Raw genomic sequence first — 12,399 nt, forward strand, 5'->3', positions numbered from 1 at the left:
GGTGTTTTTATTATTTAATTACAAAAACTGGGTTGGTATTGATATACAAACTGGGTCTTGGTCGCTGTTGAACTCGGTGCATTATATTGCGTTAAACCCTTTAAAGCACTAAAGCTTAAAGCAGCTCGTGCCACGACTTTTTTGGTGTAATCCGCATTTGCATCTGCATACTTAAATGACACCTCAACTACAGCAGGCTTCAATCCTGTATAAGGCATTTGGGTATACCACAAGCTCATTTCCAAATCGGCATCAAACTCGCCCAAATCAATGGTTGCGCCATCATATTTACGTTCATAAATAGTTAAACCACCAACCTGTTGTAAGCTCTGACTATTACTAAAAGTGTAATTATTTTTAAAGCCCGTAAATAAAGTATTAATATCTTCAAAATCATTGATCGTTCTTGACGTTGGAACTGTCGTAGACTTGCTTGCAACCACAAGAAAACTCAAATTATCTTTACGGGTAATATCATCTTCAAGCTTGGTTTTCGCACCTGATACGCTGCTGCTCATATCTTCAAAATCAGTAATGTAGTGATCATAACCACGATATTTCAAAGTAACTTCTTTCGCGCCATTTTCGATACGCTCTCTAAAACTATAGCCCATATTATTTAGTGGGCAGCTTCCTTGAGTATCATAAAAGCGGACTTCGCGTTGCGTATCGAGACTCATATTCCCTGTGACATTACGGCTAATTTTATTTTCAATCGCTGTTTTCGCCTGAGAAAAGTAGCTATTTATATTACTTGCTTCATTACCATAACTAAAATTGTTGGGATCTAATAATAATTTGTACTCGCGAGAAGTCACTTTAGGTGAAGCGTAGCTAAGCGATGGCAACACAACAATAGTGAGTAAAGTCATCAAGGTCAGTTTATTTATTTTCATCTTGGTTCTTCTTAAAAAAGTGAATTAAAAAAGCCCAAAAGTTTTTGCTTTTGGGCTTCAAGTATTGTTATGGATTGAACAGATTCAACTTATCAACGACATATAAGGTTGGTGTATCGACACGCATACGCGCATTATCCAAATATTTTTGCTCTAAACCATTGTCATTTCTCCAAAGACCCATGTCATCATCATTCAGCACACCAAGATGCTGATGATCAATCAACCATAAGCCTTCCATTTTGTCATGTGCATAACTCACTCGTTTGCCCATATCCAACACTAAGATTTTGCTGACAGGTTGAATATTTAAGGCTTGTAAACCCTCCCACCCTTGAGTCAAAACATACTGTTCTAGTGTTTTGCCTGCGATGGTCAAACCTAACTTTGGATCTTGCTGTAAGTCACCTTGAGCCGCGACATTTTCTAGATTGGTGGCATCCTTCAGATCAATACGATATACATGTTTCATGATATTCGGATCGTCTTTGAGGAAGTTACCATCACGCTCAAGTACCAAAAACTCATGATCATTAATCGCGACAATCGCTGAGTTTGAGTTTGCTGCAATTTCTTGGCGATAAAGATATTGAGCAACCTTACCCGTCTCTAGGTTGATCGTCACAATACGGGTCAGCGTTGATTTATTGACTGCTTTGGTTGGCAGATTCATGGTGGATTGCATAATCCCAACCAATGTTTTTTGGTCAGGTGTAATCGTTAAACCTTCCATTCCACGATTGGCACGGCGATAACTAAACTCTTGCGGCAAGGTAAGCGTATTACGGGCATCGTTCGCAAAAGGATTGATACGACCAATCTCTTTACCGTTAGCATCATAATGAACAATATGAGGCCCATATTCATCACTAACCCAGAATGTGCCATCTTTCAATGCAGCCAAACCTTCACTATCAAGACCATAGTCATCCAACTTGATCGGATTCGTCACAGAATCATAAGGCTTGCTTGAATCAACAGTAATCACATGACCATTGATGTCGTAAGGAGTTTCACCAGTGCCACCGAGAGCAGCAGTATTCGGTAAGCCCGTGATATTTTTTCCATTACGATCTTTCAATAAAATCGTTTTGATCAGTTTGACTGAACCATCATCTTGTGCCTCAAACAAACCAATTTTAGGAACATAATCTGGAAGCGGGAAAATCTTACCCGCCCCATGAACACCATCATCATAGTCAGCATTTGGACCACGATCGGTAATCGCATAAAACTGTTTTTTATTCGTGGGATGTGCCGCAACGTCAGAACCAAAGCCACCTTGACGAAGGGAAAATGGGCTATCAATGGTTGTACCATTGGGCTGAAAGCTCGCTAGAATTTCATAAGGTAATGCAATGCCTTGTGCAAATAAGTTTGCACCACACTGTACCGAACTTTGCTCGATTTCATTGGCATCCAATTGACCATTTTTGTTTTTATCTAGACCACTTTCAATACGCGTTCCAGCGCTCCAGCAATCATCATTACCCAACGCTAAAGGCGTTTGTTGAATCAAGCTGTTTAATCCATTTTGACCATTATCCCCATCAGAACATGCAGTCAATACAACCATCGAAGCCAATAAAGCCAAAGTGAGCGGTGTTTTTTTCATTGTTTACAAACATCATTGCCAAAGAGCCTTCATGCTAAGAAGCAAAAATGACAATCCCATGAACAAAAGATCACCAATCTATGACAACCGACGATGTGAATAAGTTTAAACTTATCCACAACTTGCCGCTTTTATCATCGGGTTATGGTTGTTGATAAACCCAAAGACTGGTTTTTTCCAAAGCTTTTCTTAAGTCCGTTTCTTGAATATCCCACTTTTGGATGAGTTGCATTAGCTGTGAAGTATTCAGCGGTTCTGTTCGGATAAAGTCCAACATTTCTGCGGACATTTCTAATTTTTGCGCCAACCATTTCCATCTTAAAATCATTCGCAGTACAGACAATGGTACATATTGCGTCGGTGCTTTTTGTTTCACTTGTGCGGCGATAATATTCAACATTTCAGCAAGAACAAATCGCTGTTGATGTGCAACCAAGAGTTCACGCTGTATTAAGCTTGGCTCAGTAGCGGCATGACTGATCACTCGCACAAGATAGTCGACGGTCACAAGTGGTAAATAGTGTTGTGGTGTCGCAGGAATGGCACTCATTTTTTTACGTTTTAATAAATCGACCATATGCGCCATCGGTTGGTTTACAGGGATTTCGCCTGTACTTGCATCTCCAACAACCGTTGCTGGATGAATAATCGTCCAATCTAAGTTCAACCGCCTAGCTTGTGAAATCCATGCATAATGTGCCTCTATTTTCGAAGCTTCATAAGCGCCTTGACGGGCATAGATCTGTTGCCAGTTACTTTGCTCAGGTGATGCTGAATCTATCCCGATCTGCTGCAAATGTTGCTCCAAAGTCAGCATAAATCCTGAAACATGAACAACACGTCGTAACTGACAATGTTGCTGCATACAACGCAGTAAATTTACAGCACCTTCAACATTCACAGCGCGGGCTTGTTGCATACTGAGATTCCATGCAAATAAAGCACTTCCATTGTAAAGCGTATTGACCGTACTCAATTTCTGCCAATCGGACGTCGATATTGCAAGGTCTGGTTGGGTAATATCACCTTGAATGTATGTGAGTTTTTCTAAAGAAACTTTTCGTTGAATGAGCCATGTCTCTAGCTCTGCTTGTTGTTTCAGTTTTTGACGTAATAATGCAAAAACCTGATGTCCTTGCTGCAATAACTCAGCAATTAAAAAGCGCCCAATAAAACCTGTAGCACCTGCAACAAACGCAATTTGTGTCTGCTGCTTATTTAAATCTTTATTTTCCATTGTGAATGACTCATTTTATTCAATGTAGGAATAGGCTAAAGGATGGAGTACACTCAATGGTCAAGATGTTTTTTAAGCAAATAATAAAAAAGGTGATGAAATGTTGATTGGTGAACTTGCAAAACAAACTGACCTCAGTCGAGATACCATTCGCTTTTATGAAAAAATGCAGTTGATTCATTCAATCACCCGCAATAATGGTTATAAAGATTATCCAGAACAAACACTTCAGCAAGTCCAGTTAATTCGTACAGCAAAAAACCTTGGTTTCTCACTCCATGAAATTAAGCAAATCTTAGCAATGACGGCGCAACAAGAAATTCCTGCAGATCAAGTACACACCATCTTCCAAGAGAAAATCGATGTGATTGACGAAAAAATTGCTCAACTTAATAAAATTAAACTGATGCTGAGCCGATTTACTCAAGGAGAGCCTTGTCCATTACGACAGGATTGTCCTATTCCTGAATTAAATTAACTATTTTTCATAAAATTAACTTTTCCATATTGACCCTACTGCCCAGCCTCATGTTTTTTAAATAATTATTCAAAAATGTCCTGATTATCATCATATAAAAATACAGTCATAAAAAGCATACAAAATAGTGTCATTTTCATGCTTTTTTAGCTGTATATAACACTCTGCAAAGATTCAGTTATCGAATCTTGCTTAGTCGAGAAAGGAACATACATATATGAGTCAGACATATAGCAAGGAAGAAAGAACGAGTCGCATCAAAGGCATTGTGGGTGCGGCATCAGGGAATTTAGTGGAATGGTTCGATTTTTATATTTATGCCGTTTTTGCTGCCTATTTTACTCATGCACTGACTGCTCCAGATATGGAGCCAACCACCAAAGCGATTTATGTGTGGGGTGTATTCGCCGCTAGCTTTTTTATGCGCCCGATAGGAAGTTGGTTATTTGGGCGAATTGCCGACCGGCATGGTCGCAAAAAGTCTATGGTGATCTCTATTTGCTTAATGGCACTCAGTTCATTTCTATTTGCGGCATTACCAACTTATGATCAAGTCGGCATGCTTGCGCCATTCTTATTGCTCATGGTTCGTTTGTTACAAGGTCTATCCGTAGGTGGTGAATATGGTGCCGTTGCAACTTACATGAGTGAACTCGGTTTGAAAGGGCAACGTGGTTTTTTTGCCTCGTTCCAATACGTAACACTCTCAGGCGGTCAGCTACTTGCCAGCTTGCTAGGTGTTATTTTGCTGGGCTTTATGACGGAACAGCAACTGAATGATGGTGGTTGGCGTATTCCATTCGTGATCGGGGGGATTGCAGCACTACTCTCTTTAGCTGCTCGAAGCCGCTTAGAAGAGACCTTATCGCATGAAGATGCTGAACGTGAAGAATCAGGTAGTTTGGTCGCGTTGTTAAAGCAACACTGGAAGACTTTCCTCTTGGTGGTTGGTTATACCTCAGCAGGTTCACTGACTTTTTACGTAGTGACGGTCTACTCTAAAACTTATCTCACCAATATCGGGATTGAAGGTAAAACCGTTGGCTTTATCATGACTGCGGCATTATTCGTATTTATGATTGCTCAACCATTCTTTGGTATGTTGTCAGATCGAATTGGTCGTCGTGCATCGATGTTGTCATTTAGCTTATTGAGCGCAATCTTTATCTATCCTGTCATGGTCATTGGTATGCGCAGTTTTGTTGATTCGCCAGTGATTATTGCCTTGTTACTGATCTTCTTAATGATGCTGCTAAGTTTCTACACGTCTATCAGTGGCTTGGTCAAAGCAGAGATGTTCCCGCCTCATGTCAGAGCCTTAGGGGTCGGATTCTCTTATGCAGTCGGTAATGCCTTGTTTGGCGGTTCAGCACCTTCCGTTGCCTTGTTATTTAAAGATGCAGGCATTGAAAACACTTTCTTTGTTTATGTAATCATCATGCTCATTATCTGTTTCTTCTGTAGTTTGGCGCTGCCGAAAAAACCTGCCTATTTAGAACATGATCACTAAATAAATTCTGCCCTCATCCAAACCACTTTTGCTCGACAAAGGTGGTTTTTTATTGTCCCGCTTTTTCCAGATATGGATTGAGATTGACTAAATGCTTAAAGCCACTCTGAACGACCATTGCTGTACGAGACTGAGGACGTGTAAATGCTTCATGCTGGGTAAATTCGATCATGTGTTGATTGAAGTCTAAACGTGGATATTGTTGAAATAATTGTTTTCTAAACTGGGGCGAAAATTCAAAACCTCGGCTTCCAATCACATCACAACTTGCTGCTTGTTGGAGTAAATGTGCTTCAACGCCATCATCAACAGCCACATAAGGATTCATGTGCATACTAATCGCATCAAACAACTGATCAACACGCGGTATCTGCCAACCTTGCTCAATGGACCAATCCTTAGCAGCATAAGCGCCCTGCCCAGCAAAACAACGACAAGTTTCATGATGGTGATAATGTTGTTCGGTCATCCCTAAATCATGTAATAAACAAGACACCGCCAATAATTCAGCATCATGTTTTAAATGCTGCATCTTGGAAAATGCAACGGCATAATGCCAAGTCCTTAAACAATGATTCTGTAAACTCACTGAACTACAAGATTGCATCTTTTCGATTGCCTGTTTGACATCATTGCTATCAGGCAAAAGTAGATCGTCTAAGCTCAGCCCCAACCGAGCATTTGACTGAGTTCGACCTGCTAAAGCATACATTTTTATACTTTGTTTGAGGACTGGAAATAAGCTATGACTCAATAGCTGCATCCGATCTTTTAAGGATAAGTCACCTAAAGTCTGTGCCATCCATGCTTGTCTGCCAATGTGCATTTTTATCACCCACAAAATTAGAGTAATTACTCTAATTTTAGTTTTTACTGTAAATCGCTTTAGTTGTCAAAACATTAAAGGATCATTCTAGCAATGGACAGCAAGCTCACTTTTCAGCAGATCATTAAGCCAATCAATGAAGTCCTGAAAATATTCTGGACGATATTGACGGTCTGTAAGCAAAATATTGACAGGTAGTTCCGAGCTAGGAACGTGTTCAAATAAGCCCTGTAATCGACCTTGTTGTACATAATTTTTCGCATCAAACGCTGGAATTTGGATAATGCCCAATCCTGCTAAACCCGCTTGAATATAGGCTTCTGTATTTTCAATCAATAAACGATATGGCATTTTGACGCGATGATTTTTAAATACTAATTCGCTCAGCTCTCGATAATGCTTGGCAACATGATAATCGACGGCAAAATGCTGTTGCAGCTCATCAAAATCTTTAGGAATGCCAAACTCAGTCAAATATTGCGGAGCAGCCAATGTCCAAATTTCAGTTTGACAAATCGGCTTGATCAGTAAATATTCATCTTGTATCTGCCCGACTCGAACGACACAATCAAGTTGTTGTTCAATCAAATTTGAAAAATCATCACTGCCATTAATCAGAACTTTCACTTTTGGATAACGTTGATAAAACGCTTTTAAATTTGGAATCAAAACTTGAGTGGCTAAACGTTTCGGCATCCCAATGCTAATTTTACCTTCCTGACTGCGTACCTGCGTTTTAAAACGATTGAGCTCTTTTAATTGCGCTACCAAACGGATTGCTTCTTCATAAAACAAACTGCCCTCATGCGTGAGAGCCACCTTACGAGTCGTGCGATAAAACAACAGCACTTCATATTCCTTTTCTAGCGCTTGGATCGCATAGGTCACATTGGAACGTGGTAAGCCTAATTGCACCGCGGTTTGTGCAAACGATTGCTTCTCTGCCACCAAACAGAAGATTTTTAAACGGTCTATTTTATCCATTTTATTATTCAACTTTTCTGCACAATCAGTTCAATACTAACAACTATTTCAGACAAATAAATTCCTTTAGCATCATTTCATAGATAACATCATGAGGAAGAATAAATGTCACAACATCATCTCAAAGGCAAAACCGTACTAATCACTGGCGGCGCAAAAAATTTAGGTGGTTTAATTTCACGTAAATTTGCTGAACAAGGTGCAAACTTATTAATTCATTACAATAGCACTGCAACCCAAGCAGATGCCGAGGAAACACTAAAAGCAGTCCAAGCATTCGGGATCAAAGCGATTTTGGTTCAAGCTGATTTATCCAATATTCAAAATATAGAACAACTTTTTATACGAGCTAAAGCAGAGTTTGGTGGTGTGGATATCGCGATTAATACCGTCGGACGTGTGCTCAAAAAACCATATTTAGATACCACTGAACAAGAGTTTGATGGAATGAATGACATCAACAATAAAATTGCCTATTTCTTTATCCAATCAGCAGGCCGACATCTCAATCCAAATGGAAAAATTTGTACCATCGTCACCAGTCTATTGGCGGCCTACACAGGACTATACTCAACCTATGAGGGTTTAAAAGCGCCAGTCGAACACTACACTCGTGCCGCATCTAAAGAGTTTGGTGAACGTGGTATTTCAGTCACTGCTGTTGCCCCAGGCCCAATGGATACACCGTTCTTCTATGGGCAAGAAGCACCTGAAGCGGTGGCTTATCATAAATCGGCATCTGCATTAGGCGGATTGACTAAAATTGAAGATATTGAACCATTGGTTCGCTTCTTAGTAACAGATGGATGGTGGATCACAGGACAAACTATTTTTGCCAATGGTGGTTATACCACACGCTAAGAGGTGCAAATTTAAAGCTTGGGTTCATGCCATTCATGACCCTAGTTTCTTTAATTCAACCAAAAGACCAAAGCGTAAAAACATGCCAAACTGAGAATAATCGTCGCTAAGGTATGTCGTACCGTATAAGCAATTCCAATTGTTAAGACTGTGGCAAGAAAATAAGGGTTTAGTAATGTCGAACGAAATACGCCTTGCTCATCCATAAAGACAATCGGTGTCGCAATTGCGGTGAGTAAACAAGGTGCTGAATATTGCAATGATTGTTGAAACCACTTCGGTAAACGTAAAGGAATATTCGGTTCAAGCAGAATATAGCGATTCATAAAAACGACGAGCGCTAGAATAATCAGAAGAAACCAATTCATGCCGCACGCTCCCGAAGATTCTGCAAACAAGTCGCGGTCAGCATCCCAATGACACCCGCTAAAATTGCCGCACTTTTAATTCCTAGACTCAAAAACATAATCGTAAGTACTACAGACACCATCACGCCAACGAGCGTATTGAGGTTTTTAATAAACGGAACTACGATTGCGATAAATGTCGCAACAATCGAAAAATCTAAATGATATTGATCTAAATTTGGTACGGATGCAGCGAGCAATACACCACAAATACTGAATAGTACCCAACATAGATAAAAACAAATACCTGCACCCAATAAATAATAAATATAGTGTTGCTGTTTTTTGATACTGACCGCAAATAGCTCATCTGTGAGTAAAAAACCAAGCATAAGTCGATGCTTCAATGGCTGCTTAGAAATATCATCTCGTAAATACAACGCATATAAATAATGCTGTGTCGTAATCAGAAACACCGAAATAATAATCGTCAACGCAGGTGTACCCACCATCACTAAACCTAGCGTCATCAATTGCGCTGCGCCTGCAAAAACTAATGCCGACATACCGATTGCTTGCAGCGTGGTTAGCCCAGCTTGAATCGCCATTGAACCCGCCAATAATCCCCAAGGTAAAACGGCAAAACACAGGGGGAGAATTTTGATCACACCATTGAGAAATGCCTTGGATTCAGACATTGGGGTGTCATCTATGCTTTCAGTTAACATCAAAATCACAATTACTCGTCGAACAGAACATAACTATGCCAAACTTCAACATAACCGAATTGTATAAAATTGCTGTTTTATTTGAGGTAGGCGATATAACCGCCCGGTGTAATACCGAAAGTTTGACGGAAATGACGGCTAAAATGACTTTGATCAGAAAAGCCACACTGTTGCGAGACCTCTGATAAATTTAGTCCTTGCCTCAATAGCTTTTGTGATTTCTGTAACCGCGCTTGGATTAACCATGCATGGGGTGAGAGTCCAACATGCTTTTTAAACTGGCGTAGAAAATGCCACTGACTGAGATTTGCCATTTCCGCAAGTTCAGCCAATGAAAACTCTTGTTCAGGCATACTTGCCATCAGTTCTTTAATCTTTAATATACGTTGCTTCGCATTGGTAAGATCAGCAACCGTGGGACGTACTTGACTATATTTAGAGACAAGCCATGCTATTGTTGATAAAAATAAAGTTTGTTTGAGCAAAGTATTGCTCGGCTGTTCAAGCAGATCGAATAGCAAACGAAACTGTTGTGCCAAACCTTCATCATGTAAGACCGCCTCTCTAAACCACGGTGCTGTCCCATGAATCGTGGTGAGATCTCGTGTTAACTCATGGAAAACTTCTGGTGTTGGATAAATCGCTCGATAACGCCAACCCGTTTCTACTGCAGAAGATCCTGTATGGACTTCATCGGCATTCACCAAAATGATATCGCCTTGTGGTGCAACATGATTGCCACCCGTACGATAAAAGCGTTGTGCGCCCTCTTCAATGACACCAATACAAAAACCTTCATGAACATGACGAGAAAACTCCTGTTGAAAGTAACTGGCTTTCAACATTTCTAAACCACCGAGTTCTTCAAGGTGTAAATAATCCACTTGTTCTCGAGGTCTACGCGACATCACGACCTCCTAAGGCATGTATACATCATTGCAGGTTAACGCGATTGCATGAAACTTATAGAATAAAATTGCTGTTTTTCAAAATCCAGTACATTCAACTCATCCCCAAGCTCATCATACTGCTATATTTTTCCCAATAAATTTATTAAACCATCAATATATATTTGAACAATTATATTTATTACATTCCAATATAAATAAACGCTTCTATTTTAAATGATTAAAAAAATATTTTAATTTTAGATAAAAATATTTTAGAATCCGCTGATAATTTATTCAATAAATTGTAATAAAACGAATAGCTAAAATATTGTGAGAATTTCATGTTAAATCAGTTACAACCGAAAAAATTAACCTCTTTGAGTTATGCAATTGCATTAAGTCTTTCTATGTTGGGTGCAGCTTCAGCGCCAAGTTATTCATTTGCTTCAGCATCAACTGAAGAAACCACCGTGCATAATACGCAAACTCAACAAGCTGAAGAAAATCCGATGTCAAAACTAGATTGGCATTTAGGTCCTAAAAAAGAAAATGTTGCCAATGTCGCGACATTAAATACGCTCAAAGATGAAGGATTTTTAGATCCCGTTAACTCAGATAAATTTCTAGAATTAACAGGCAATCTTACCAGTGGCAGCACCAATATTCTTGTTGCTCCAGATAATTCATGGTGGGCAACATTTGATTTTGATCCCGCTGGATATGTAAAAGATGATGAAAAAATAGATGCAGATGCATTATTAGAACAGCTTAAAGCCTCAGATGAGCCATCGAATAAAGAACGTGAGCGTTTAGGTTTTCCAAAACTTTATACCGTGGGTTGGGCGGTGCCGCCACATTATGACAATCAAACTAAACGTTTAGAATGGGCATTGAAAATTCGTGATGATAATAATTCAGAAGCAATCAATTACACCATTCGTATCTTAGGTCGTACAGGTGTAACCAGTGCCACACTCGTTTCTGATGAAGAAGGACTAACTCAAAATATTGATGCCTTTAAATCAAGTTTAAAAGGATTCGAATATAACTTTGGTGAGAAATATTCTGAATATCGTGAAGGTGATAAAGTTGCAGAATATGGCTTAGCCGCTTTAATTGCGGGTGGTGCAGCCGTTGTAGCAACTAAGAAAGGCTTCTGGGCAGCAATTGCAGCCTTTTTTGCGGCAGCATGGAAATTTGTTGCTGTGGGTGTGGTTGCTTTGGGTGGATGGATTAGCTCTTTATTCAAGCGAAATAAATCATAAATGCATTTACCCTTAGAAATACTGATCATTATCGGGTTATATGGATTTTATCTTTATGACTCTGCTCGTCTATATTTTTTTAATGAATTCAATGTGACTAAGGGTATTCGCTCAAGCTTTAAATTCCAACACATTACGAAATCATTTAGTTTTTTGAGTAAGTATTTATTTATTCCTAATATGTTCTTTTCGTATCAATTGATATTTAGATGTGCTTGGAAAATAAAACAATCCATACCATCAGATCAGTCCACAGATGTCGACTCTATTCTATTGATTAGCAAAACATTGAGACCACTACAATGGACTAATATGTTGATATCATTATTAACACTGGTCTTACTCCCTCTGTTGTTACTACTCAAATTAAGTTATTTACCTTTAGCAATCACAATTATTACGATCTATATTCTTAATATCTCATCTTTACTTTTTGTTATTTTAAAACGGAAATCATTACAACTGTCTTGGACTAAAATTTTCCAGTTTTCCCTCGATATATTGTTATGCCCGCCTTTCGCGTTAAACCTATTACGCAAAATTGGCTTAAATTATCACATTCAAATGGAAGGGATTGCTCTTGCAGAAAAGCTGCTAAACCCTACAGATTACCAAGTGTTTTTAGAACAGATTATTTTAGATATTAATCATTTAAAAACATCAACCAATGATAAAAATTTAACGTACTTATTATCCAAAGAAAAGCTTTTACGTTCATCACTCAACGCCAATAAAGAATAAAAAAACCTTCCCGAAGGAAGG

The 12,399-nt window shown here is 39.1% G+C and carries 13 protein-coding genes; 5 read left to right on the forward strand and 8 right to left on the reverse strand.

Annotated features, from left to right (window positions below; genetic code table 11):
- Positions 1-14: 14 nt before the first annotated feature.
- From ACT4_RS05210 to ACT4_RS05220, 3 genes are all read right to left on the reverse strand, one after another.
- The gene (locus ACT4_RS05210; RefSeq protein ID WP_007480282.1) at positions 15-896 is read right to left on the reverse strand and encodes a hypothetical protein; all 882 of its coding nucleotides are present in this window, start codon (positions 894-896) and stop codon (positions 15-17) included.
- Positions 897-963: 67 nt separating this feature from the next.
- A complete protein-coding gene (locus ACT4_RS05215) occupies positions 964-2,511 on the reverse strand; it encodes an esterase-like activity of phytase family protein (RefSeq protein ID WP_007480285.1) in 1,548 nt (515 codons plus the stop codon).
- Positions 2,512-2,653: 142 nt separating this feature from the next.
- Positions 2,654-3,748: an SDR family oxidoreductase gene (locus tag ACT4_RS05220; RefSeq protein WP_007480287.1), complete on the reverse strand. Its 1,095-nt coding sequence runs from the start codon at positions 3,746-3,748 to the stop codon at positions 2,654-2,656.
- Positions 3,749-3,848: 100 nt separating this feature from the next.
- Here ACT4_RS05220 and ACT4_RS05225 point away from each other — a divergent pair, with 100 nt between their 5' ends.
- Together ACT4_RS05225 and ACT4_RS05230 are read left to right on the forward strand one after the other, a co-directional pair.
- On the forward strand, positions 3,849-4,226 hold the full coding sequence (locus ACT4_RS05225; protein ID WP_007480288.1) for a MerR family transcriptional regulator: 378 nt from the start codon (positions 3,849-3,851) through the stop codon (positions 4,224-4,226).
- 217 nt (positions 4,227-4,443) lie between these two features.
- Positions 4,444-5,736 carry an MFS transporter gene (locus ACT4_RS05230; protein WP_004877905.1) on the forward strand — a complete coding sequence of 431 codons (1,293 nt, stop codon included), beginning with the start codon at positions 4,444-4,446 and terminating at the stop codon, positions 5,734-5,736.
- A 49-nt stretch (positions 5,737-5,785) separates the two neighbouring features.
- Here ACT4_RS05230 and ACT4_RS05235 read toward each other — a convergent pair whose 3' ends face one another.
- Both ACT4_RS05235 and ACT4_RS05240 read right to left on the reverse strand, forming a co-directional pair.
- Positions 5,786-6,562, reverse strand: coding sequence for an HD domain-containing protein (locus ACT4_RS05235; RefSeq protein WP_007480291.1), 777 nt, complete (start codon positions 6,560-6,562; stop codon positions 5,786-5,788).
- Positions 6,563-6,649: 87 nt separating this feature from the next.
- Positions 6,650-7,546: a LysR family transcriptional regulator gene (locus tag ACT4_RS05240; protein ID WP_007480292.1), complete on the reverse strand. Its 897-nt coding sequence runs from the start codon at positions 7,544-7,546 to the stop codon at positions 6,650-6,652.
- A 105-nt stretch (positions 7,547-7,651) separates the two neighbouring features.
- Between ACT4_RS05240 and ACT4_RS05245 the strand changes: the two genes are divergently transcribed.
- Positions 7,652-8,407: an SDR family oxidoreductase gene (locus tag ACT4_RS05245; RefSeq protein ID WP_007480294.1), complete on the forward strand. Its 756-nt coding sequence runs from the start codon at positions 7,652-7,654 to the stop codon at positions 8,405-8,407.
- Between the two features lie 50 nt (positions 8,408-8,457).
- Here the strand turns inward: ACT4_RS05245 and ACT4_RS05250 are convergent, their stop codons facing one another.
- From ACT4_RS05250 to ACT4_RS05260, 3 genes are all read right to left on the reverse strand, one after another.
- Complete coding sequence (locus ACT4_RS05250; RefSeq protein WP_007480296.1) at positions 8,458-8,775, reverse strand: AzlD domain-containing protein; 318 nt, start codon at positions 8,773-8,775, stop codon at positions 8,458-8,460.
- The gene (locus ACT4_RS05255; RefSeq protein ID WP_034604645.1) at positions 8,772-9,482 is read right to left on the reverse strand and encodes an AzlC family ABC transporter permease; all 711 of its coding nucleotides are present in this window, start codon (positions 9,480-9,482) and stop codon (positions 8,772-8,774) included. Before ACT4_RS05255 ends, ACT4_RS05250 begins: the two co-directional genes overlap by 4 nt.
- A gap of 77 nt (positions 9,483-9,559) precedes the next feature.
- Positions 9,560-10,390, reverse strand: a complete 831-nt coding sequence (locus ACT4_RS05260) for an AraC family transcriptional regulator (RefSeq protein WP_007480300.1) — start codon at positions 10,388-10,390, stop codon at positions 9,560-9,562.
- A 323-nt stretch (positions 10,391-10,713) separates the two neighbouring features.
- Between ACT4_RS05260 and ACT4_RS05265 the strand changes: the two genes are divergently transcribed.
- Complete coding sequence (locus ACT4_RS05265) at positions 10,714-11,637, forward strand: DUF2167 domain-containing protein (protein WP_007480301.1); 924 nt, start codon at positions 10,714-10,716, stop codon at positions 11,635-11,637.
- Positions 11,638-11,949: 312 nt separating this feature from the next.
- The gene (locus tag ACT4_RS17460; protein ID WP_023013874.1) at positions 11,950-12,378 is read left to right on the forward strand and encodes a hypothetical protein; all 429 of its coding nucleotides are present in this window, start codon (positions 11,950-11,952) and stop codon (positions 12,376-12,378) included.
- Positions 12,379-12,399: the final 21 nt, after the last annotated feature.

This window comes from Acinetobacter sp. NBRC 100985 (assembly GCF_000241225.1).
In the GTDB taxonomy this organism is placed as follows: domain Bacteria; phylum Pseudomonadota; class Gammaproteobacteria; order Pseudomonadales; family Moraxellaceae; genus Acinetobacter; species Acinetobacter venetianus.

Bases quoted from the DNA above. Each gene is read 5' to 3' on its own strand.
- ACT4_RS05230 (WP_004877905.1), top strand. From the start codon at position 4,444: ATGAGTCAGACATATAGCAAGGAAGAAAGAACGAGTCGCATCAAAGGC.
- ACT4_RS05250 (WP_007480296.1), bottom strand. From the start codon at position 8,775: ATGAATTGGTTTCTTCTGATTATTCTAGCGCTCGTCGTTTTTATGAAT.
- ACT4_RS17460 (WP_023013874.1), top strand. From the start codon at position 11,950: ATGTTGATATCATTATTAACACTGGTCTTACTCCCTCTGTTGTTACTA.
- ACT4_RS05245 (WP_007480294.1), top strand. From the start codon at position 7,652: ATGTCACAACATCATCTCAAAGGCAAAACCGTACTAATCACTGGCGGC.
- ACT4_RS05260 (WP_007480300.1), bottom strand. From the start codon at position 10,390: ATGTCGCGTAGACCTCGAGAACAAGTGGATTATTTACACCTTGAAGAA.
- ACT4_RS05235 (WP_007480291.1), bottom strand. From the start codon at position 6,562: ATGCACATTGGCAGACAAGCATGGATGGCACAGACTTTAGGTGACTTA.
- ACT4_RS05240 (WP_007480292.1), bottom strand. From the start codon at position 7,546: ATGGATAAAATAGACCGTTTAAAAATCTTCTGTTTGGTGGCAGAGAAG.
- ACT4_RS05265 (WP_007480301.1), top strand. From the start codon at position 10,714: ATGTTAAATCAGTTACAACCGAAAAAATTAACCTCTTTGAGTTATGCA.
- ACT4_RS05220 (WP_007480287.1), bottom strand. From the start codon at position 3,748: ATGGAAAATAAAGATTTAAATAAGCAGCAGACACAAATTGCGTTTGTT.
- ACT4_RS05215 (WP_007480285.1), bottom strand. From the start codon at position 2,511: ATGAAAAAAACACCGCTCACTTTGGCTTTATTGGCTTCGATGGTTGTA.
- ACT4_RS05255 (WP_034604645.1), bottom strand. From the start codon at position 9,482: ATGTTAACTGAAAGCATAGATGACACCCCAATGTCTGAATCCAAGGCA.
- ACT4_RS05225 (WP_007480288.1), top strand. From the start codon at position 3,849: ATGTTGATTGGTGAACTTGCAAAACAAACTGACCTCAGTCGAGATACC.
- ACT4_RS05210 (WP_007480282.1), bottom strand. From the start codon at position 896: ATGAAAATAAATAAACTGACCTTGATGACTTTACTCACTATTGTTGTG.